The sequence below is a fragment of the Trinickia violacea genome (assembly GCF_005280735.1).
In the GTDB taxonomy this organism is placed as follows: domain Bacteria; phylum Pseudomonadota; class Gammaproteobacteria; order Burkholderiales; family Burkholderiaceae; genus Trinickia_A; species Trinickia_A violacea.
On the sequence record NZ_CP040078.1, the window covers coordinates 2,837,178 to 2,857,414 of the forward strand.

General features: G+C 63.2%; 20 protein-coding genes. 8 read left to right on the plus strand and 12 right to left on the minus strand.

The genetic code is table 11. The features are described 5' to 3' along the window. Positions 1-13 precede the first annotated feature (13 nt). Together FAZ95_RS34755 and FAZ95_RS34760 are read left to right on the plus strand one after the other, a co-directional pair. Positions 14-553, plus strand: coding sequence for a carboxymuconolactone decarboxylase family protein (locus FAZ95_RS34755; RefSeq protein WP_137336910.1), 540 nt, complete (start codon positions 14-16; stop codon positions 551-553). A gap of 140 nt (positions 554-693) precedes the next feature. Further along, positions 694-1,173 (plus strand): DUF417 family protein, encoded by a 480-nt coding sequence (locus tag FAZ95_RS34760; RefSeq protein WP_137336911.1) that lies wholly within the window; start codon positions 694-696, stop codon positions 1,171-1,173. Positions 1,174-1,211: 38 nt separating this feature from the next. On the opposite strand, the gene FAZ95_RS34765 is transcribed toward FAZ95_RS34760, so the two are convergent. From FAZ95_RS34765 to FAZ95_RS34785, 5 genes are all read right to left on the minus strand, one after another. Further along, on the minus strand, positions 1,212-2,684 hold the full coding sequence (locus FAZ95_RS34765) for an efflux transporter outer membrane subunit (protein ID WP_175425840.1): 1,473 nt from the start codon (positions 2,682-2,684) through the stop codon (positions 1,212-1,214). A 20-nt stretch (positions 2,685-2,704) separates the two neighbouring features. Continuing rightward, positions 2,705-4,279, minus strand: a complete 1,575-nt coding sequence (locus tag FAZ95_RS34770; protein ID WP_137336913.1) for a DHA2 family efflux MFS transporter permease subunit — start codon at positions 4,277-4,279, stop codon at positions 2,705-2,707. A 20-nt stretch (positions 4,280-4,299) separates the two neighbouring features. Continuing rightward, on the minus strand, positions 4,300-5,391 hold the full coding sequence (locus tag FAZ95_RS34775) for an HlyD family secretion protein (protein WP_137336914.1): 1,092 nt from the start codon (positions 5,389-5,391) through the stop codon (positions 4,300-4,302). A gap of 250 nt (positions 5,392-5,641) precedes the next feature. After that, complete coding sequence (locus FAZ95_RS34780) at positions 5,642-6,076, minus strand: MarR family winged helix-turn-helix transcriptional regulator (RefSeq protein ID WP_137336915.1); 435 nt, start codon at positions 6,074-6,076, stop codon at positions 5,642-5,644. Between the two features lie 103 nt (positions 6,077-6,179). Next, complete coding sequence (locus tag FAZ95_RS34785) at positions 6,180-7,112, minus strand: LysR family transcriptional regulator (RefSeq protein ID WP_137336916.1); 933 nt, start codon at positions 7,110-7,112, stop codon at positions 6,180-6,182. Positions 7,113-7,289: 177 nt separating this feature from the next. Between FAZ95_RS34785 and FAZ95_RS34790 the strand changes: the two genes are divergently transcribed. Further along, positions 7,290-8,174, plus strand: a complete 885-nt coding sequence (locus FAZ95_RS34790; protein WP_137337747.1) for a 4-hydroxy-tetrahydrodipicolinate synthase family protein — start codon at positions 7,290-7,292, stop codon at positions 8,172-8,174. A 201-nt stretch (positions 8,175-8,375) separates the two neighbouring features. Further along, on the plus strand, positions 8,376-9,509 hold the full coding sequence (locus tag FAZ95_RS34795) for a porin (protein WP_137336917.1): 1,134 nt from the start codon (positions 8,376-8,378) through the stop codon (positions 9,507-9,509). 4 nt (positions 9,510-9,513) lie between these two features. Here FAZ95_RS34795 and FAZ95_RS34800 read toward each other — a convergent pair whose 3' ends face one another. The 4 genes from FAZ95_RS34800 to FAZ95_RS34815 all read right to left on the minus strand — a co-directional run bounded on the left by FAZ95_RS34800 (position 9,514) and on the right by FAZ95_RS34815 (position 13,405). After that, positions 9,514-10,266: a tetratricopeptide repeat protein gene (locus FAZ95_RS34800; RefSeq protein ID WP_137336918.1), complete on the minus strand. Its 753-nt coding sequence runs from the start codon at positions 10,264-10,266 to the stop codon at positions 9,514-9,516. Between the two features lie 108 nt (positions 10,267-10,374). Further along, positions 10,375-10,695, minus strand: a complete 321-nt coding sequence (locus FAZ95_RS34805; protein ID WP_137336919.1) for an AtuA-related protein — start codon at positions 10,693-10,695, stop codon at positions 10,375-10,377. 1 nt (position 10,696) lies between these two features. After that, the gene (locus tag FAZ95_RS34810; RefSeq protein WP_137336920.1) at positions 10,697-12,076 is read right to left on the minus strand and encodes an acyclic terpene utilization AtuA family protein; all 1,380 of its coding nucleotides are present in this window, start codon (positions 12,074-12,076) and stop codon (positions 10,697-10,699) included. Positions 12,077-12,100: 24 nt separating this feature from the next. Continuing rightward, positions 12,101-13,405, minus strand: a complete 1,305-nt coding sequence (locus FAZ95_RS34815) for a CitMHS family transporter (RefSeq protein ID WP_137336921.1) — start codon at positions 13,403-13,405, stop codon at positions 12,101-12,103. A 99-nt stretch (positions 13,406-13,504) separates the two neighbouring features. Here FAZ95_RS34815 and FAZ95_RS34820 point away from each other — a divergent pair, with 99 nt between their 5' ends. Both FAZ95_RS34820 and FAZ95_RS40305 read left to right on the plus strand, forming a co-directional pair. Next, positions 13,505-14,407 (plus strand): LysR family transcriptional regulator, encoded by a 903-nt coding sequence (locus tag FAZ95_RS34820; protein WP_137336922.1) that lies wholly within the window; start codon positions 13,505-13,507, stop codon positions 14,405-14,407. Between the two features lie 112 nt (positions 14,408-14,519). Then, positions 14,520-14,933: a hypothetical protein gene (locus tag FAZ95_RS40305; RefSeq protein WP_437437761.1), complete on the plus strand. Its 414-nt coding sequence runs from the start codon at positions 14,520-14,522 to the stop codon at positions 14,931-14,933. Between the two features lie 49 nt (positions 14,934-14,982). Here FAZ95_RS40305 and FAZ95_RS34830 read toward each other — a convergent pair whose 3' ends face one another. After that, positions 14,983-15,849 carry an NmrA family NAD(P)-binding protein gene (locus FAZ95_RS34830; RefSeq protein ID WP_137336923.1) on the minus strand — a complete coding sequence of 289 codons (867 nt, stop codon included), beginning with the start codon at positions 15,847-15,849 and terminating at the stop codon, positions 14,983-14,985. A gap of 63 nt (positions 15,850-15,912) precedes the next feature. After that, on the minus strand, positions 15,913-17,226 hold the full coding sequence (locus tag FAZ95_RS34835) for a serine hydrolase domain-containing protein (protein WP_137336924.1): 1,314 nt from the start codon (positions 17,224-17,226) through the stop codon (positions 15,913-15,915). Positions 17,227-17,510: 284 nt separating this feature from the next. On the opposite strand from FAZ95_RS34835, the gene FAZ95_RS34840 reads away from it, so the two are divergent. Beyond that, complete coding sequence (locus FAZ95_RS34840) at positions 17,511-18,443, plus strand: LysR family transcriptional regulator (RefSeq protein WP_137336925.1); 933 nt, start codon at positions 17,511-17,513, stop codon at positions 18,441-18,443. 15 nt (positions 18,444-18,458) lie between these two features. Here FAZ95_RS34840 and FAZ95_RS34845 read toward each other — a convergent pair whose 3' ends face one another. Then, positions 18,459-19,202, minus strand: coding sequence for an SDR family oxidoreductase (locus tag FAZ95_RS34845; RefSeq protein ID WP_137336926.1), 744 nt, complete (start codon positions 19,200-19,202; stop codon positions 18,459-18,461). 133 nt (positions 19,203-19,335) lie between these two features. Between FAZ95_RS34845 and FAZ95_RS34850 the strand changes: the two genes are divergently transcribed. Further along, positions 19,336-20,232 carry a LysR family transcriptional regulator gene (locus tag FAZ95_RS34850; RefSeq protein ID WP_137336927.1) on the plus strand — a complete coding sequence of 299 codons (897 nt, stop codon included), beginning with the start codon at positions 19,336-19,338 and terminating at the stop codon, positions 20,230-20,232. Positions 20,233-20,237: the final 5 nt, after the last annotated feature.

The window sequence follows — 20,237 nt, forward strand, 5'->3', positions numbered from 1 at the left end:
AAGGAGTCAGACCATGAGCCGCATCACCGTACCTGCTATCGCATCCGCCACCGGCGCCACTGCCGAAGTCTACGCACAGGTCAAGAAGGGCACCGGCGGGAGCATTCCGAATCTGTTCGCCACCTTGGGCGCCCTGGCGCCCGCCACCCTCTCGAACTATTTGAACGCCTCGGGCGTGCTCGCCGCAGGCACGTTGAGCAAGAAGGACCACGAGACGATCAACGTGCTCGTCAGCGAATTGACCGGCTGTGACTACTGCCTGGCCGCGCACTTCATGCTGGGCAAGATGGCGGGCCTGTCGGCGGAAACGCTCAAGCAAATCATCGCGGGCCAGCCGACCGGCGACGCGAAGCGCGACGCGCTCGTGCGTTTCGTGCAGACGCTGCAGCGTACGAGCGGCACGGTCAGCGCCGGCGACTTCGAAGCCATCAAGGCGGCCGGCTACACGGACGCGCAACTGGTGGAGATCACGTTGGCGTATTCGCTGATCATCTTCACGAACACCTTCAACCGCATCAACGACACCGACGTCGATTTCCCGCCGGTCAAGTGACGCGCCACGGCGCAGGCGCTCGATCCGGCGCCTGCGCCTCTCACGACAGAGGCTCGGCAAACACGCCGAACCCACGAGCCGGATGTGCCGCGCACCGCTTGGCCATCTCCTTCGCCGGATCAATCGATCGAGGACACATCATGAAAGCGCCATTCCGCGTGGCTGAGAGAAGCAGCGGCTCGTATGGGCACCTGGCATTGCTGAGGTGGTCCATGGCGGCCATCTTTATTTGGTTCGGAATCCAGAAGTTCACGCCCTATGCGGCCGACGCCATCGCGCCGTTGATCCAGCACAGCCCGTTCATGAGCTGGCTGGGCATCTTCGGCGTGCGTGGCGAAGCGCGCGTAGTGGGCACGATCGAGCTGCTGACCGCCGCCGCGCTGATCGCAGGCTCGGCGATACCGGCCGTGTCGGCGCTCGGCGCGGCGATGGCCAGCGCCACGTTCGTCCTGACGACGTCGTTCGTGTTCAGCACGCCGGGCATCACGATGTTCAGCCCGACGGGCTTTCCGATCATCTCGTCGTTGCTCGAGCAGTTTCTGCTGAAGGACGTCGCGCTGCTTGCCGCCTGCCTGACGTTGCTCGTTGCGTCGCTTGCGCCGCGTTCCAGGGCGGCGTAAAACTCGCGCCGCCCTCGTGCCCGCTTGCCGTCAACCCGTCAACCCGGCGTGGCCGCGAGCGCGGCTTGCGGCGCCGGCTCGCGCCGACCGCCGTTCTTCTGCGCAATCGCCGTATCGTCCGCACCGGCCTGCCAGCCGCCGCCGAGCGCGCGATAGAGCGCGACGGCCGCGAGCGCGCGGTCTCGCTTCGCGCGGTTCAGCGCATCGTCGTCGCGCAGATAGCTCTCCTGGGCGTCGAGCACGTCGAGAAAGCTCGACGCACCGCCCTTGTAAAGCTCGTTCGACAAACGCAGCGCCTGGCTCGATGCATCGAGCGCGGAACCGAGGCGGTCCACTTCGCCTGCCGAGCTCACGAGATCGCTGCGCGTGTCCTCGATGTCTTTCAGAGCGTTCAGCATCGTCTGGCGCAGGTTCAGTTCGGACTCGCGCATCTGGCTTTGGCTCTTTGCAATGTCGGCATTGATGCGGCCGGCGTTGAAGATCGGGCTCGTCACGCCGAGCGCGGCGCCAAACAGGTTGTCAGTCAGCGCAGGCATGCCGAGATACGAAGCGGCGAGCAGACCGTCGGTCAGATTCAGCGAGAACTTCGGATACCACTCTGCTTTCGCCGCGCCGACCTCGTCCGCGCGCTGCTCGACGCCCGCATACGCTTCGCGCACGTCGGGGCGACGTAGCAGCGCTTCCGAAGGCAGCGTGTTCGGCGCCGACGTCCGCGGCACCGGGATGTCGCCGTTGCCGAACACGAGCGCGCCGACGCTTTCCGGCGTGCGGCCCGAATACACCGCGATCAGGCTCAGCTGGTGCTGAATCGTCGACTGGACGCCCGGAATGCGCGCCTGCAGATCGCTCAACTGATTCCTGGCCCGCGCGACATCGAGATTCGTCGACAAGCCATACTGCAAGCGCTCCTGTGTGAGCCGCAGCGTGCGCTCGCGGATCTGCTCGTTGTCCTGCAGGATCTGCAGCTCCGTTTGCGCCCAGCGCAGTTCGACATACGCGTCGGCGGTGTTCGCCGCGAGCGCGAGCCGCAGTTGGTTCAGCGCTTCCCACGTGCCCTTGACTTGCGCTTGCGATGCGAGCAGCGCAAGACGTTCGCCGCCGAACACGTCGGGGTTCCAGCTCGCGGCGAGACCGAAACCGGCTTCCCGCACGTAGCCCGCAGGCGGCGGCACGTTCTCGCGTTGCGTGCTCGCGGTCCCGTTCGCGTCGAGTTCCGGCAGCAGCGCCGCGCGCCGCACGGTGGTCTGCGTTTCGGCTTGCTTGACGCGCTCGACCGCGGCTTGCACGTCGAGATTCTGATTCAGCACCGACGTGACGAGTTCGTGCATCACTGGATCGCCGAACTGCTGCCACCACGTATCGGCATCGACAGGATCTTTCGGCACGTCGACGTTGAACGCCGTCGGCGCGGTGTGGGCGACCTGGTCCGGCAGGTTCGCGTGAGTGGCGGGCTGCACGGCGCAAGCGGCCAATGTCAGGCTCGCCGCGATGGCAATGAGTGTCGATTTCATCTGGTTCATCTCAATGAGCCTCAATGGGCATCCGGCGGCGGTGCTGCACCGTCCATACGGCGGGCGAACATCGCACAGGCGAGCGCCACGACAAAGCAGGAGGCCACGGCGAAATAGGTCCCGGAGAAGGTCAGCGTCAGCGCTTCTCGCATCGCCAGGTTGTCGAGATACGCGAGCCCCGCTTGCGGCGCGGTGAGCACGTCTCCCGCCACGGCGCCCAATTGGGTCGTAGCGCCAGAGATGAGCGCCTCGACCACCGGACGCCCTTGCGTCACGTGCTCGTTCAAGCGCAGGTAATGCAGATTCAGGCGGTCGTTCAGCATGGTGTTGCACACCGCCACGCCGATCGCGCCGCCGAGGTTGCGCATCAGGTTGAAGAGCCCGCTGGCCGAACGCAGTCGCGAAGGCGGCAGCGATCCCAACGCCATCGTGACAATCGGCGGAATGCAAAACTGCTGGCCGACGCCGCGCAAAATCTGGGGAAGCAGCAGCTCTTTCCATCCCCAGTCGCTCGTCACCGGGACATACAGGTAGCAGCCGAGACCGAACAGCACGAGACCGGCGAGGTTCAGCCAGCGCAAGTCGACGCGTTGCGCGAGCCTCGAATAGAGCCCCAGCGCCACCAACTGCGCGCAGCCCACCGACAGCAGCGCAAGGCCGATTTGCAGCGAATTGAAACCGCGCACGCGGGACAGAAACACCGGCGTCAGAAACACCGTGCAGAAAATGCCGATACCCGTGATGAACGACAGCGCGGAGCCAATCGCGAAGTTGCGGATCGCGAGTGCGCGCAAATCGACGATCGGCTCGCGCGCCGTGAACGCATGCACGAGGAACAGAAAACCGCAGATCGCCATGATCCAGACGCACACGAGGATCGTCGTATCGCCGAGCCAGTTCTTGCGCGGCCCTTCTTCGAGCACGTATTCGAGGCAGCCGAGGAAGCCCGACATCAGCACAATGCCGAGGTAATCGCCCTTCTTCAGCAAGCTCAAATCGGCCTTATCGATGTGGACGTACCTCGGCACAAGCAGCGTCACGGCGAGCCCCGGCACCAGGTTCAGATAGAAGAGCCAATGCCACGACCACTGGTCGGTGATCCAGCCGCCGATCACGGGACCGATGGCCGGAGCCAGCGACGCGAGCGCCCCGATGGTTGTGGACGCAACAATGCGCTGCTTGCCCGGAAACAGTACGAAGGCCGTCGTGAACACGGTCGGGATCATCGCCGCGCCGAGCGCGCCTTGCAGCGCCCGGAAGATGATCTCCGTGTTCATGTCCCACGCGAGCCCGCACAGCATGCTCGTGATCGTGAAGCCGAGCGCGGAGCCGGCGAAGAGCCAGCGGGTCGAAAACACGCGCGTGAGCCAGCCCGACATCGGAATCACGATGATTTCGGCGATCAGGTAAGCGGTCTGAATCCACGAGAGTTCGTCCTGGCTCGCCGACAGCCCTCCGCCGATATCCTTGAGCGACGACGCCACGATCTGGATGTCGAGCGTCGCCATGAAGAACCCGAGACACATCAGCGCGAAGGCGAACACCTTCTCCGAATGGGGCATGTCCGCGGGATTGGTTGAAACGCGTGAGGTCATGATCGGAGCTCCGTGCGCGCTCACTGCTCGCCCGCGCGCGCGCCGACCAGATGCACGTCGACCGTCGCGGACAACCCGGGCCGCAGATAGTCCGCGTTCTTCGGGGTGTCCAGCAGGATGCGCACCGGCACGCGCTGCACGATCTTCGTGAAGTTGCCGGTGGCGTTCTCGGGCGGCAGCACGCTGAACGTCGCGCCGGTGGCCGGCGCGATGCTCTGCACCGTGCCGCGGATCGCGCCCGAATGGGCGTCGAGCGTGACCTCGGCCGTATCGCCGTCGTGCATCTTCTTCAGCTGGTCTTCCTTGAAGTTCGCATCGACCCACAAGCCGCTCGACGGAACGACGGTCAGCATCGACGTACCGGCCGTCGCGAGCAGGCCGACGCGCGCCGTGCGGTTGCCGACGTAGCCGTCGACGGGCGAGCGGATCGTCGTGTACTCCACGTTCAACTGCGCAAAGCGCTCTTCCGCCTGGGCCTGGGCGACGTGCGCCTCGGCGTCGGCGATCTGCGCATCGAGCACGCTCAATTGCTGCTTCGCCGCGATCAAAGACGCATCGCTGCCGTCCACGGCGGCCTTTGCCTTCGCGAACGACGCGTCGGCTTGCTCGACGATTTGGTTCGACACCGCGTCGTCCTTGACGAGCTGGCGGTAGCGAACCTCGTCGGCGCTGCTGCGCGTGAGTTCCGCGTGCGCCGAAGCCAGTCCGGCCGTTTGCTGATTGATGATCGCGAGTTGCAACTGGCGCTTGGCCTTGAGTTCATTGACTGTGGCCTGCGAGCTGTTCACTTCGGCCGTGGCCTGCGCGAGCTTGGCGTCGTAGTCGCGCGAGTCGAGGCGAATCAGCACTTGGCCCGCCGTGACGCGCTGGTTGTCCTGCACCAGCACTTGATCGACGAAGCCCGTCACTTTCGGCGCAATCACCGTCACGTTGCCGCCGACGTAGGCATCGTCGGTCGACTCGATCCAGCGGCCCGCGGCGAACCAATAGATTCCGGCACCGCACAGCACGGCCACGACGCCGAGGACGGCGAGCCGCATCCAGGGAATGCGTTTCGTCGACGAAGCGGCCACGCCGCCGGCGGGAGAAGTTGGGATAGGTGTCGAACTCATAATTTATGTGTGTACGCACTTAATAAAATAGGATCTCCGCCGCCTGACCGCTCTGCTGGGCGATATGGCGATTGGTCAACGCATAGTGCATGTGCATACGCACTACTTCAATGCGGTGGCGATCAAGGAACTATTGTTGTGGCGACAACTATCGCGAAGACAGTGCTACTTTGCGGCCAGAAAGGCTCGCTGACTCATGCGGGTGTGCGAGTGATATGGGAAGGCTCGCCCTATCGGAGTGCGGGGTGGACTAAGCGTTCGAAACGTCGCGCGTAATACGGAAGAGCTCGCTTCTCAAGCTGGCCGCCTGTTGTTGGCCGAAGCTGCGCTCGAAGCACTCCTGCGCGGCGCGCCAGTATGCGGCGGCCTCATCCAGCTTGGCGCGGCCGCACGGCGTAAGGGTCAGTTGAAGACGCCGCTTGCTGTGCTCTGTGGACGAGCCGGCGACAAAGCCGTCGCGCAGCATCGGCCTGAGCGCGCGAACGAGCGTCGTCCTGTCCATCACCATGGCGTCGGCCAGCTCCATCATCGTCGAGCTCGGACTATGCCCCAGGGTGCTCAGGATGCTGAACTGCGTCGGCGTGATGCCGGCCTCGGACAAATGCCGCTCGTACAGCTTCGAGATGTGCCGGGCGGCCTGGCGGACGGCGAAGCAATCGTCGATGTTGGGCGTTAATGTGTGCATTTGCACAGAATAAGTGCCTACGGCAACCCGATCAATGCCCGCCTGTGCATCAGTTTGTCGCCGTTAGGAGAAGAATCGAACCGGCTGACCGCCATCCGGCTCGTTATGCGTGCTGCTCGGTCTGCTCCCGCTGCGCAGTTTTCATTTCGTCGAAAAACGAGGCGGCGTGATCGATGAACGCCCTGACCTTGGCCGGCAGCAACGTGCGGGTGCTATAGGCCAGACGAATCTCGACCCAGCCGTCGACGATCTCGAATCCTTCCAATAGACGCACGAGCCGGCCGGATTGCAGCTCGGATTGGATCAGCGATGCCGGCAGCATGCCGATGCCGAAGTTTTCCAGCACCATCTGCCGATTGAAAACCGGGCTGTTCGACGCGATTTCGTACTTGAGCGGAACCGTCACTTCATCTCCGTCTTCCTTGAAGGTCAATACCGGCTTGCGCAACGACGGCGGAGGCGCGACAAACAGATGGTCCGACAATTCCATCGGATGCTTTGGCGCCGCATGCGCTTGCAGGTATTGCGGCGAGGCAACGAGAATGATCGGCATGCGCTCGAGCACCCGCGTGACCGCCGTGTCGGTGCTCAGCATGAAGGGCAGCACGATGCCGAGATCGAAGCCGTCCGCGACCAGATCGACGGGACGCTCGGTCAGCGTGACGTCGAGGTCCACCTTCGGATGCTTGCGCTTGAACGACGCGATGAGCGGCACGAGCCGGTTGACGGTCGCCGTCGTATGCGCGACGAGCCGCAGCACGCCGCTCGGCTCCAAGGTCTGCGTCGACGCCGACGCTTCGAGCGCATCGAGGTCGTCGAGCACTCTGCAGCATCCATCGTAAAAGCGTTCCGCCGCTTCGGTGAGCGAGATCTGCCGCGTGGTGCGATGAAAGAGCCGGCTGCCGAGACGCTTCTCGAGTGCCGCGATTGCGCGTGACACTACGGGCGTCGTAAGACCGAGGTTGTCCGCGGCGCGCGTGAAACTCTTCGCTTCGACAACCGTACGGAAGATTCGAAGGCTATCGATATATTCCATCTGGCACCTCTAGCGAGTCGGACTTCCAGTATTGAACGAGGGTCGGATTTACGCAAGCGTCAACCGGTCACCCACCGCATTTTTCCGCGCGACGGCTGCTTTTTTTCACTACCTTTACGCGCCGTCGCCTACGCTGAGTCCGTATTGAAACCACCGGATTATTCCGCTCCGCACATCATGTATTCAGGCATCTGGTTGCCGATCATCACGCCGTTTCGCAACGGCAAAGTAGACATCGACGCGTTGCAATACCTCGCGGATACCTATCTACGCACGGAGATCAGCGGCTTCGTCGCCCTCGGCACGACGGGTGAAGCCGCCTTGCTCTCGCTAAGTGAGCGCATCTCGGTTCTGCATGCGCTCTTCGATGTCGTCGGCGAGCAACTGCCGGTGCTGGTCGGCGCCGGCGCCCCGGACACGCGCGAAGTGCTGCGCGAGATCGTGCTCTACGAACGCTGGAATTGCACCGGGTACCTCGTCTCCCCGCCGTCTTATGTTTGCCCGGATCAAGCGGGCGTGCAATGGCATTTCGAGCAGGTGGCGCAGGCGACTCAGCGCTCGATCGTCCTGTACGACGTGCCCCATCGGACGGGCGTCACCATCGCGCCCGACACCGTCAAGGCACTGCTTGCGCACGAGAACATCGTCGCCATCAAGGAGTGCGTGCCTAGCCGCTTCTGCGAACTGGGCGGGCAGCCAATCAGCCTGCTTTGCGGCAACGACGATGCATTCGTCGATTGCTTGAGCGCCGGCGGAGCGGGCGGGATCCTGGCGAGCGCTCATGTTTGCGCGGACCTGCTCGTCGATGTTCTCTCGCTGATGAACGCGGACCGTGAAGCAGACGCCAAGACACTGTTTTCGCGCCTGAGCCCGATTTTGCGGCTGTTGTTTTCCGCCCCGAACCCTGCCGCCATCAAGGCGATGCTCGCGCTCGACCATCCGATCAGCGCCGAGACGCGCATGCCGATCGCCCCTGCGTCAGCGGAGTTGGTGGGGCGACTGCGTGACGCTCGCGAGACGCTGCAGGCGCTGCGGGCCGACTGCGAGAACGCGGTCATCTAGCTTAAGCGCGCGCCCGAAGCGACGGCCCTCCCGCCTCCACTCGATGCCATTTTTTACGCGAAATTTGCGGAAAGCGTACATCTTTTTTGATGAATTGCAGGGGGGTGCCCCATAAAATCGTCGAGCTTTTTTTGGGGAATCGGCAAGAGTCCCTATTCACAATTAGAACCTTTTCTTAAGGCAATTCCGGAGTAACAGTCAGTGAAAAATAAGATTATCAGCGCGGCAGTGTTGTCCGTATTTGCTGCGACCGCTCATGCACAAAGCAGCGTCACACTGTATGGCTTGATCGACGCAGGCATCGTCTATACGAACAACCAAGGTGGCAGCAGTGCTTGGCAAGAGCAAAGCAGCATGCTGTCGAACGAGGTATGGGGGTTGCGAGGCAGTGAAGACCTCGGCGGCGGCATGAGCGCAATCTTCCGGCTCGAAAACGGCTTCAATCTCCAGAACGGCCGGACCACGTACTCGGGCACGATGTTTGGCCGCCAGGCTTACGTCGGTCTGCAGAGCGACAAATACGGCACGCTGACGCTCGGCCGCCAATACGACGCCGTGGTCGACGAGCTTGGCGCGATCGCGCTGGCGAACAACGGAGACGGCAATAACTTGGCCGCTCATCCGTTCGACAACGACAACGTCGACGATTCGTTCTATATCAACAACTCGGCCAAGTACGTGAGTCCGACCTACAACGGGCTGCAGGCTGAAGTGCAATACGGTTTCAGCAATGCCGCCGGCGGGTTCTCGAACAATCGCGCCTATAGCGTGGGCGCGACTTACAGCAATGGCCCGATCAACCTGGCGGCCGCCTACCTTCAACTCAACAACGGCGGCTTGACCTCGAGCGGGGCACTGACGAGCAACGATTTCGTGAGCTTCCCCGCCGCGCGGCAGCGCGTCATGGGAGCGGGCGGCAACTACACGTACGGTCCGGCCGTTGTCGGCCTGCTGTGGACGCACACGCTGTTCGACAACACGCAGCCTGGCGAGAATTCCGTGATCGCGCAGCCGTTCGACAGCCTGCACTTCGACAACTATGAAGTCAACGTGCACTACGCGGTGACCCCTTCGATCTCGCTCGCCGGCGCATACACCTTTACTCAAGGCGCCTTTAGCGGCAGCACCGGCTCGGCAGACCCGAAGTGGCATCAAGTGACGCTGATGGCGGACTATTCGTTCAGCAAGCGCACGGATGTCTATCTAGAGGGTGTCTATCAGCACGCGTACGGCGCTGACGGTACCGCGTTCGAAGGCGCGTATATCAATGGCTTGGCGCAGTCTTCGACAAGCAATCAAGTCGCGGCGACGGTGGGCATTCGGACGCGGTTCTAAGCGACTATCGGCTTAGGGCAGCTTGGGCCCGTTGCAGCCACTCGCTGTTATGTTCGCGGGCGTGGCGTGGCCAATGTTTGCCATCGTGCACGATCTCGGCGTAAAGATCGCGTGCGCGCTGGCGGTCAGCGTCGCCGGGCTGCGCCGTCAGCCAATCGGCGTAAAGGCAACGAGGCGCAGCATCGCTTGCGCTGGCGAGCGCCGTTTCGAATGCGGCGCGTGTGCCTGGCGCCCCCGTCGCGGCCAAGGCCCGTGCATACAGCAAGGCAGGCTCCGATTGCTGGCGGGCGACGGGATTGACGGCGAACAGCTTCTCTAGCGTGTCCTGCGTGGCCGCAACATCGCCGGTGGCAAACTGCGCACGCGCCAACCCTTGAAGCAAGGCCGGATCGGATGAGAACGGCCCGCTGGCCGCCGCTTTGTAATGCTCCAACGCTTCAGCGGCATTTCCCGCATCGAGCAGCGCTGCGCCCAGCCGCATGCGATGCGCGACGGTCGGTGCGCGATCGAAATCCATGCGCGCCTCCCGCACTGCCCGGTTGGGATCGACGAACTGCGAGATGGCCCTCGTTGCTGTCATTGCCCCACGCGACTGGCGCAGAGCGGGCAAGTAAACGACAAAGAAATAGACCAAGCTGCCAAGGCCAGGGAAAAGAAACAGGATCAGCAGCCAGTACATGTTCTGCTGGTTGCGCACGGCATGCACCGCAAAGAAGAGCGCGATGATGACGTAAAGGCTGATTCCGAAAATGCGCATGTACGAGAGGGTCGGTTGTGGTGCCTTGCCAGCGGCACGTCAGCGAAACGGCAGAACCCTATTGTGACAGAAGCGCAATGCGATGCCGGGCAGTTCGGCGGGCCTCCGTCAGCTCGGCACGTTCGGTTCAGCAACCTCAATACCCAGCAAGACCGAACTAATCGATTTCCCATGTGCGTCGATGGCGAGCGAACGCGTGACGCCGCCGCCCAGCGCATCGCCGAGTACGAAATTGAACGACGCCAGTCGCGGCAGTTCGTAGCGCACCACGTCGCCGTGCACGATATCCGCGAGCCAGGCCTTCACGCTTTCGGCGCTCAAGTGGGCGCGCAGATGTTCATAGTGACGCGGATCGTGACAGATCACCGACACGTTCAGCGTATTGCCCTTGTCGCCCGTGCGCGAATGCGCGAGGTCACGCAGCTTCATATCACGCCTCCACGAAGGTAAATGCCGGCTTGGCATCGGCACGCGGCAGCAATACCGACTGCACCGCAAGCACTTCGCGCGTCGACTTCGTCACACCGCCGCCGCCCGCCGGTCCGTTCGTATAGAGCGTTTCGACTTCGTTGCCGACGCGCAGTGCTTCTTCCGCGGTCGCCGTGCGGCCCGCGACGCGCACGCGCACTTCGTATGGCTCGTTGCGCTCCACACCTGCCGTCTCGCCATAAAGCGAATCGACGCCGATCAGATCGAAGCGCAGCTCACTCGTGTCCACACCTGTCAAAGCAAGCCGTTCGCGCACGATATCGAGCGCGAGGCGCGCTCTCGCGACCGCGCCCGGCCCGCCATATGAAATCTGCCCTTCACCGATGAAGCCGTCGACATACGCCACCGACACCTTCAGCGTCTGCGTGCGTTCAGTGCCGCGGCCGCCTGTTACGCACACGCGGTCAGTGGCTTCTTCCCTCACCTCGACCTCCGTGAAGTCGGCGACGACATCCGGTTGCAGATAGCGGCTCGGATCATGAATCTCGTAGAGCAGCTGTTCCTTGCACGTTGCCGCACTGACACGGCCGCCCGCATGCGGCACCTTCGTGATCGTGACCGAACCGTCCTCGGCCACCTCGCCGATCGGAAAGCCGAGGCGCGCGAGATTCGGCACGTCCTTATAGCCGGGGTCCGCGAAGTATCCGCCCGTGACCTGTCCTGCGCACTCCAGCAGATGCCCGACGACGGTCGCCTGCCCTAGCGTCGTCCAATCGTCCATGCGCCAGCCGAACTCGTGAATCAGCGGCGCGGTGAACAGCGACGGATCGGCGACTCGGCCCGTGAGCACGATATCCGCCCCTGCATCGAGCGCCGCGACGATGGGCGCGGCGCCCAGGTAAGCGTTCGCCGACACGATGCGTTCGCGGTAGGCCGCAACCGCATCGCCGGACTCCTCGAAACGGAATTCGCCTTTCAGCACGACATCGAGCACATCGTCGCCGCTGACAGCCGCGATCTTCAAGCCATTCAGGCCGAGCGAGCGCGCGATCTGCGCCGTCTTTTGCGCCGCTGCATAGGCGTTGGCCGCACCCATGTTCGAGACGATGCGCACGCCGTTGCGCATGGCAACGGGCAGCACCGCGCGCATGCGCGCTTCAAGGAGCGGATCGTAGCCGAGCTGCGGGTCCTTGCGCTTCGCCTGCTGCGCGATCGCGATGGTCCGTTCAGCGAGACATTCGAACACGAGATAGTCGAGCTTGCCGTGCTCCGCGAGTTCGACCGCGGGCTCGATACGGTCGCCGGAGTAGCCCGCGCCGGCGCCGAGTCTAACGAGACGTCGTTCGCGAGGTTCGCGCGCCTCGCCTGGATTTGCTGTCATTGCCACACCACCATCGAATGAAACTCACAACGAAAAAATGCCCAGCGCGACGCACGCAATCGTCATCACGATCGACGCGCCGAACAGCAGCGGAAACGTAAACTTCTGGTGCTCGGCCAACTCGATCCCGCACAGGCCGACAACGAGAAAGGTCGCCGGCGTCAGCGGACTGACGGGAAAGCCCGTCGTCATTTGCCCGAGCAGCGCGGCCTGCCCCACGTGGACGGGCGGCACGCCGAACTGCCCGGCCACTTCCGCAATCACGGGCAGTACGCCGAAATAGAACGAATCGGGGTCGAACAGCATGCTGAGCGGCATCGACAGCAGGCCGAGCACGACGGGAATGTGGCCCGCCATCGCGGGCGGCACGAAGCCGACGGCCGCCTGCGCCATCGCCTTCAGCATGCCGCTGCCTTGCATGATCCCGGTGAACACGCCCGCCGCGAGCAGAATGCCCGCCATCATCAGCGCGGCGCGTGCATGCGCGTCGATGCGTTTTCTCTGCATCTCGACATTCGGGTAGTTCACCATCAGCGCGATGCACAGGCCGACCATGAACATGATGGCCGGCGGAATCTTCTCGCCCATGACCACCATCGTGCCGAGCACGACCACCGTCAACACGATGTTGAACCAGAAATTCTGCGGGCGTCGAAGCGCCTGTTCTTCCGTGGTCAACTCACGCTTCGGCATCGGTATGGCGCCGTCCGCATTCGATATGCCGAGGCGCTTTTCTTCGCGCCGCCCGAGCCAGTACGCCGCGCCGAACACGAACACCAGGCCGATCGCTTGCACCGGAATCAGCGGATTGAACAGCGCGGATACGGGCAGATGCAGCGATGCGGACGCGCGGATCATCGGCCCCGTCCACGGCAGGAAGTTGATGCCCGCCGCCAGCGAGACAGCCGCTGCCAGCACACGCTTGTCCATTTGCAAGCGCTCATAGAGCGGCAGCATCGCTGGAATCGTGACGAGAAAGCACACCGCGCCTGAGCCATCGAGATGGATCAGCAGCGCGAGCAGCGTCGTGCCCATCACGATGCGCGTCGGCCGCGTGCCGACTGCGCGAAGAATGCGGTCGATGATGGGATCGAGCGTGCCCGCGTCGGTGATCGTGCCGAAGTACAGGATTGCGAACACGAACATGCCGACCACGGGCGCAAGACTCTTCAGCCCGTCGACGACGAACTTGCTGGTCTGCAAACCGAAGCCGCCAAGCAACGATGCCGCAATCGGCACGATGATCAGCGCGACGAGCGGCGACATGCGCTTCGAGAGAATGGCGCCGAGCAGAACGGCAATCGTGACGAGCCCCAGTAACGGCAGCATGGTCGTGTCTCCAGTCTTGTCATTGAATGGTTTCCAGCGTAAGTTCGATCCAGCAATAACACAATTGAAATGATCTGATCACAGCAATCACGAACGGTTATGGATCTGAATCTGCGGGAAATCCGTGCATTCGTCACGGTGGCAATAGCGGGCAGTTTCACGCAGGCCGCCTCGCGGCTGCATCTGTCGCAACCGGCGCTGACGGTGCAGATACGGCGGCTCGAAGAAACCGTCGGCGCGCGCCTGTTCGACCGCAACAGCCGCAGCGTGGCGCTCACGCAAACGGGCCGCGAGTTGCTGCCGCTGCTGCAACGCTCGCTTGACGATATGGAGCGCGTGCTGCGCGACGCCCGCGCGCTCGGCGACGGAACGAGCGGAACCGTGCGGCTCGCGTGCCTGCCGACCTTCGCGGCGAGCGCGCTACCCGATCTGATCCAGGCGTTCAGAAAGCGCGTGCCGCAGGCGGCCTTTCAGATTCGCGACGTGGTCGCGAATACCGTGAATACGCTCGTGCGCAACGAAGAAGCCGATATCGGCCTGACAGGCGGCGATGCGTTCGACGCCTCGCTTGAAGTCCTGTATGAAGGCGCCGACCGGCTGGTGGTCGTGTGCCCGAAAACGCACGCGCTCGCGCGCAAGCGGCGTGTGTCCATCAGTGAGGTCGCGCGCTCGCCGCTCGTGCTGACGGCGCCAGGCACGAGCGTTCGCAGCGTGGTCGATGCCGCGCTCGAAGACGCCGGCTGCGTACCGGAGATCGCCTGCGAGCCGACTTATATGATGACGGCGGTCGCGATGGTGCGCGGCGGCCTCGGCCTCACCATCCTGCCGGCGACGGCACGCGAAGTGCTCGCGGAACCCGATCTTGTCGCCCGATCCATCGGGGGCGCAGCGTTTGTTCGCCCCATCGCGTTGATCAAAAAGCGCGGCAGAACCTTGCCCCCCATCACCCAGGCGTTTGTCGAGCAGTTTCTGCATTCGACTCGGTCGTCAACCATCGCGTAGGCATCCGTGGCTACGGGACCACGCCATTTACAGTTGATTACAAGTGTTCACTGTTGCCGGCGCGCGCCGTTCGTACAATCGACGCACTTAAGTGGACTTTGGGGGAGCGAATATGAAAACAGTGCAATGGATTGCCGCCGGCCTCGTGGCGCTTGCCTCCGTGTCAGCCTTTGCGGCAGCGGGTGGTAACGGAGGCGGAAACGGGGGAGGCGGTGGAAACGGCGGAGCGGGAAGCAGCGCTGGGGCCGGACACGGTGGTCTGGGTGGCAATGCGGGTGGCATGTCCGCCGGCCACATGAGCAGTAAGGGACTCGGCAATTCCAATGGCTTTAATTCAGGCGACCGCGATGCCGGCCTTGCCCGCGCGGCGGATCGATCGGACACGCAGGCGGACCGTGCCGACTCGCTATCCAGCCATAAAAGTCTTCATGCCGCTCACACGGATCACGCGCGTTCACACTCGCACGCGCGGGTGAGCGCGAAGGTTCACCACAGCCAGCACATCGCTACCAGCCATTCGACTTGAAGTAACACAAATGGCGCCCGGCCGGTGCCGAGCGCCATTGCGACCAGTCTCAGACCGGACGCGACACAAGCTCGTCCAGAACCGTGTCCAGCTCCACCTGACCGCGGATGACTTCTTCAGGATTCCTTTCGAAATCGATCCAGCCTTCGTTGAATCCGTCCAGCATGCGCATGCGTGGCACCGGATGCTTCATGCCCTGCGAGCGGAACAGCGCTTCCCAGGTCTGCCTGTCGACAACCTCGGCGCGTACCGGACGCTCGAGCACGCGAGCAAAGGCCGACGCCAAGTCGTTGGGACTCACTCGGCGCGGACCTTCGAGCTCGACGATGCGCACGCCGCTCCACGTCTGCTGAAGCAGGTCGGCCGCGACGCGCCCTACGTCGGCGGTGGCGACCATCGGTACGGGTTTGTCGAGCGGCTGCAGGTAACTGGCAATCACGCCATCGTCACGTGCTGACGCGATATCCCACGCGGCGTTTTCCATGAACCAGCCGGGTCGCAGAAACGTCACCGGCATCGGCATCTCGCTCAACGCCTGCTCCATCAGCGTGCGTTGAGTGAGCAGATTGCTCTCGCGGGCCTGTGCGCCGATCGTTGACAGGCACACCACCTTGTCGGGCCGCGCCTTCAGAAGGGCCGTGGACACGGCGTCGATCACCGCCCGCGCCTCGGGAAACCCCGGCGCAGGATCGAACTCTGAAGGCGGCAGGATAAAAACGCCCTTCGTGCCTTCAAACGCGGCGGCAAGCGACGCGGCGTCTTCCATCCGGGCCGTCGCAAGTTCGCAGCCTCGCTCTGCCCACGCACTTGCCCGTGCGACGTCGCGCACGACCGCACGCACCGGTTGACCTGCCGCCAGAAGCCGACGGGCCAATGTGCCGCCGACCTTGCCTGTAATTCCTGTGATTGCATACATTGCTCGTTCTCCTTGCATGAATAGATAGAGTGGCGCCGCCTCGAATCAGCGGCTCCCGGACATTCAGGCGCGCTGCAGACCGTCGTAAAGCGCATGCTCGAATTGCCCGTAGAGATTCACGACGCGGTTGTCGTAGAAGGGCAGCATCTGCGTAAACAGCGATCCAGCGACGCGCTTGACCGGATCCACCCAGAAGTACGTGTTCAGCAGTCCGGCCCAGCTCGCGCTGCCCGCGCTGCGTCCGTGCGGTCCGGGCTGGGTATTGATGTCGAACGACAGCCCCCACTCGTGCGCCGCGCCTGGAAACTGATCGAAGCTGTTCGACCATGACGGTTGCGCCGTCTTCATTTCCGTGACCTGCAAGTCGCCGATGTGATTGCGAAACATCGTCGCGACGGTATCGGCACGCAGCACGCGCTCGCCGCGATATGTCCCGCCGTTCAACAACATCTGCAGGAACGCCATGTAGTCGCGCGGCGTGCTGAACAGTCCACCACCGCCCATGAAGAATTCGGGACGCTGGTTGATCTCGAACGGCTCGGGCACCAGTGAGCCGTCGGCCTGTCGCCTGTGCATGGTCGCGACGCGCTGCTTCTGCGCACTGCCGATGAGGAAGCCCGTGTTGCGCATGCCTAGCGGCTCGAAGATCTGCTCGCGGAAGTAGACCTCCAGCGACTGGTCGGTCACGGCCTCGACCAGCTTGCCGACCCAGTCCATGCTGATGCCGTACTCCCAGCGTTCCCCGGGCTCGAACTCGAGCGGCGCCGTGAATGCGCCGTTCATCGAGTAGCCGATGTCAGGCATGCCCGTCACCTTCTCGTACTGACTGAGCCTGTCGCTCCAGATGCTGTACGTGAAGCCGGAGGTATGCGTCAGCAGATGACGCACCGTGATCGCGTTTCGCGCAGGACGCAGCTTCGGCTGTCCTGAGCTATCGAACCCGTCGAGGATTTGGGGCGACTTCAACTGCGGCAGGATCTCGCCCGCCGGCTGATCCAATCGCAGCCTGCCCTGCTCGATGAGCTGCATGCACGCGGTTGCGGTAATCGCCTTTGTCATCGACAGAAGCCAGAAGATCGTGTCAGGGCTGATGGCTTCGCGAGTGTGAACATTCGCCTGGCCACGCGCTCCCTCGTATACGAGCCCGCGTTGTGTTGCACCCATGGCGACGACACCGGCCACCGTCCCGTCGTCGACTGCCCGTTGCAGGCATTGATCGATCGACGCGTGGGCGGGGTGCCGGATGAGCGCAGCGTCTCCCGGCGCACGCTGCGGTGCTGCCTGCGCATTGCGGCTTGCGAAAGCGCCAAGCGTCGCGACGGCCAGCAGGCTCGACGTGCCTTTCAGGAGGCGGCGACGATTCAGTTGAACTGTCATTTTCCGTTCCTAAATGGCGGCCGCGATGGCAACGATGAAAATACGGCTATGCATGGCAATCTCCTTTCGATCGGCGGGACGGAATGTCTCGGTGAGAGGCATTCTGGACAAGCGCCAATCGAAACAAAATGACATGGATGGCATTAGATAAGTGACAACGAGTCACCAATGAGGCATGCTGGGCGTGAGTGGCCAGTGCGGCTTTTGAGTGGAGCGATGCTGCGTTGGCCTTCAATCGATCGATTTCAACCCGTCACTCGTCAGTCGTATTCACCCGCGCGACCATGAGATCCAGTAGCGAGAAGCTGTCCGGCAGCATTAGCGTGTTCGCCGCCGTAGTCGATGCAGGGACGTTTGCGGCCGCTTCGGAAGTGATCGGAATGTCGCCGCCGGGCGTGAGCCGGGCGATTGCGAGGTTGGAAAAGCGGTTGAAGATCCGTCTCTTCAACCGCACGACGCGCTCCGTCGCGCTGACGGAAGAAGGCCGCCGCTTTTACGAGCAGGTCATGCCGCACCTCGCCGGGCTGGAAGAAGCCGCCGCTGCGGCGGCAGGCGGCGCGTCGGCTGTGCGCGGCAAGCTGAGAATCAATCTGGATCCCGTCGTCTACCGGACCATCCTCGGGCCACGGCTCGATGCGTTCATGGACGCGCACCCCGACCTCGAAATCGAGTTCATCGCGCGAGACCATCTTGGCGATCTCGTCATGGACGGCTTCGACCTCGCCGTGCGATTCGGAGAGCCCAAAGCCTCCACCCTGATTGCGCGAAAGCTGCTCGATTCCGGCGTTGTTACGGTTGCTGCGCCCTCCTATCTCGCGCGTTGGGGACGGCCAGCAAAACCCGAGGACCTCGAAGGCCGAAGCCACCGATGCCTCGAATTTCGCAACCCGGAGACGGGCAAGCCGTTCCCCTGGGAATTCCATCGCAAGCGAAAGCGCGTGGTGGTCGACACCCGGGGGCGCCTCACCGTCAACGATCCCGGTGCGCTTCTGAACGCATGCCTCGCCGGCTCCGGAATTGCGCAGATGCTCCTTCTCGGTGCCGAGCCTCTGATTGCCGACGGCCGCTTGATCAATCTCTTTCCCGAATGGGCAGACGAGCGGTATCCCTTATACGCGTACTACCCATCGCGGCATCATGTGCCGGCGAAGACGAGGGCTTTTCTCGACTTCGTCGTCGAGCTGCTGGCAGGCAGTAGCCAGCGCGTCGGCCCGTGAAGGGAGGCTTCAGCGTCAGGCCAAGCCGCCATTCGCACGCAAGACCTGGCCATTGACCCAGCCGGCGTCGGCACTGGCGAGGAACGAGACCACGGCGGCGATGTCCTCAGGCTGTCCGAGGCGTTGCAGCGGCGGCATGTTCGCAAAGGTTTTGATCTGCTCTTCGGTCTTGCCGTCGAGAAACAGCGACGTCGCGATCGGACCCGGCGCAACGGCGTTCACCGTGATGCGGCGACCGCGCAACTCCTTCGCGAAGACGTGGGTAAAGGCCTCGACGGCCGCTTTGGTCGCGTTGTAGACCGCGTAGCCCGGCATGTTCAGCGCGAGCGTGGTGCTCGAGAAGTTGACGATGCGGCCGCCTTCGTTCATCCGGGCGGCGGCTTCACGCAGCGTGTTGAAAGTCCCGCGCACGTTGATGTCGAAGTTCTGGTCGTACAGCGCGTCGGACGTATCGGCAAGCGGCACCGTTTTCAGCACGCCGGCGTTGTTCACCAGCACGTCGATCTTGCCGAGCTGCTGTTCGGTCGTTTCGAACATCGCGCGGACTTCGCCGGCGTCGGCGACGTTGGCCTTGACCGCAATCGCCTTCGTACCTTGCGCGGAAAGCTCGGCGACCAGCGCGACGGCTTCCATCGAGCTCGACGCGTAGTTGACGGCAACGGCAAATCCATCGCTGGCGAGACGCCGTGCAACCTCGGCGCCGATCCCGCGCGATGCGCCCGTCACGATGGCAACCTGGCTGTTTTGGGTGAGGGTCATGATGGGCTCCTTGTCGGTGATTCAGGTCGTGAGTCGGTGAAACGAAGTCTCGACCATTCGATGACAAAGATAATTACCCTCGACCTGCTATCATTATTCCATTCACTTTAACAATAGACTGCATCGAGCCGACATGGACCGTTTCCAAGAGATGCAGGTGTTCATCCGAATCGCCGAGCGCGGCAGCTTTACCCGTGCGGCAGACGATCTGCAGATTCCCCGTGCCACCGTCACGAATCTGATGAAGCGGATGGAGGAGCGGCTCGGCGCGCGCTTGCTGGAGCGCACCACGCGCACGGTGCGCCTGACCCATGACGGCGAAGCGTTCTATCGCCGCTGCGTGCGCCTCGTGGCCGATATGGAGGAAGCGGAGGGCTCGTTTCACAACGTCGCCCCGAAGGGACTCTTGCGCGTCAATCTGCAGGGGACGCTGGCGAAGAACTTTGTCGTGCCCGCCTTGCCGGCTTTCCTCGCGCGGTATCCCGGCATCGAGCTGCATATCGGCGAAGACGACCGGCTGGTCGATCTGGTGCGCGAGGGGATCGACTGCGTGCTGCGGGCCGGCACGTTGCAGGACTCGTCGCTGGTCGGACGGCGCGTCGCTTCGATGGAACAGGTCACCGTCGCCAGTCCCGCCTATCTCGCGCAATTCGGCGAACCTGAAACGCTGCAGTCACTGGAGGCCCATCGCGCGGTGAACTACATCTCGAGCGGATCAGGCCGGGCACTGCCGATGGAGTTTATGGTCGACGAAGAAGTGATCGAGATGCAGCTCGCGTCGATCGTCTCGGTCACGGGGGCGGATCTGTACACGGGCGCTGCCGTCGCGGGTCTCGGCATGGTCCAGGTACCCCGATACCGCGTGGCGGGCGAATTGTCTGCCGGAACATTGAAGGTTGTCCTCGCCGCCTTCCCGCCGCCGCCGATGCCCGTGTCGGTGCTGTATCCGCACAACCGACAGCTTTCATCACGGGTCAGAGTCTTCGCGCAGTGGCTGCGAGATATCTTCGAAGCCGGTGTTGCAGCCTAGCGTTT

Bases quoted from the DNA above. Each gene is read 5' to 3' on its own strand.
- FAZ95_RS34755 (WP_137336910.1), top strand. From the start codon at position 14: ATGAGCCGCATCACCGTACCTGCTATCGCATCCGCCACCGGCGCCACT.
- FAZ95_RS34760 (WP_137336911.1), top strand. From the start codon at position 694: ATGAAAGCGCCATTCCGCGTGGCTGAGAGAAGCAGCGGCTCGTATGGG.
- FAZ95_RS34765 (WP_175425840.1), bottom strand. From the start codon at position 2,684: ATGAAATCGACACTCATTGCCATCGCGGCGAGCCTGACATTGGCCGCT.
- FAZ95_RS34770 (WP_137336913.1), bottom strand. From the start codon at position 4,279: ATGACCTCACGCGTTTCAACCAATCCCGCGGACATGCCCCATTCGGAG.
- FAZ95_RS34775 (WP_137336914.1), bottom strand. From the start codon at position 5,391: ATGAGTTCGACACCTATCCCAACTTCTCCCGCCGGCGGCGTGGCCGCT.
- FAZ95_RS34780 (WP_137336915.1), bottom strand. From the start codon at position 6,076: ATGCACACATTAACGCCCAACATCGACGATTGCTTCGCCGTCCGCCAG.
- FAZ95_RS34785 (WP_137336916.1), bottom strand. From the start codon at position 7,112: ATGGAATATATCGATAGCCTTCGAATCTTCCGTACGGTTGTCGAAGCG.
- FAZ95_RS34790 (WP_137337747.1), top strand. From the start codon at position 7,290: ATGTATTCAGGCATCTGGTTGCCGATCATCACGCCGTTTCGCAACGGC.
- FAZ95_RS34800 (WP_137336918.1), bottom strand. From the start codon at position 10,266: ATGCGCATTTTCGGAATCAGCCTTTACGTCATCATCGCGCTCTTCTTT.
- FAZ95_RS34805 (WP_137336919.1), bottom strand. From the start codon at position 10,695: ATGAAGCTGCGTGACCTCGCGCATTCGCGCACGGGCGACAAGGGCAAT.
- FAZ95_RS34810 (WP_137336920.1), bottom strand. From the start codon at position 12,076: ATGACAGCAAATCCAGGCGAGGCGCGCGAACCTCGCGAACGACGTCTC.
- FAZ95_RS34815 (WP_137336921.1), bottom strand. From the start codon at position 13,405: ATGCTGCCGTTACTGGGGCTCGTCACGATTGCCGTTCTGCTCGGCGCC.
- FAZ95_RS34820 (WP_137336922.1), top strand. From the start codon at position 13,505: ATGGATCTGAATCTGCGGGAAATCCGTGCATTCGTCACGGTGGCAATA.
- FAZ95_RS40305 (WP_437437761.1), top strand. From the start codon at position 14,520: ATGAAAACAGTGCAATGGATTGCCGCCGGCCTCGTGGCGCTTGCCTCC.
- FAZ95_RS34830 (WP_137336923.1), bottom strand. From the start codon at position 15,849: ATGTATGCAATCACAGGAATTACAGGCAAGGTCGGCGGCACATTGGCC.
- FAZ95_RS34835 (WP_137336924.1), bottom strand. From the start codon at position 17,226: ATGACAGTTCAACTGAATCGTCGCCGCCTCCTGAAAGGCACGTCGAGC.
- FAZ95_RS34840 (WP_137336925.1), top strand. From the start codon at position 17,511: ATGAGATCCAGTAGCGAGAAGCTGTCCGGCAGCATTAGCGTGTTCGCC.
- FAZ95_RS34845 (WP_137336926.1), bottom strand. From the start codon at position 19,202: ATGACCCTCACCCAAAACAGCCAGGTTGCCATCGTGACGGGCGCATCG.
- FAZ95_RS34850 (WP_137336927.1), top strand. From the start codon at position 19,336: ATGGACCGTTTCCAAGAGATGCAGGTGTTCATCCGAATCGCCGAGCGC.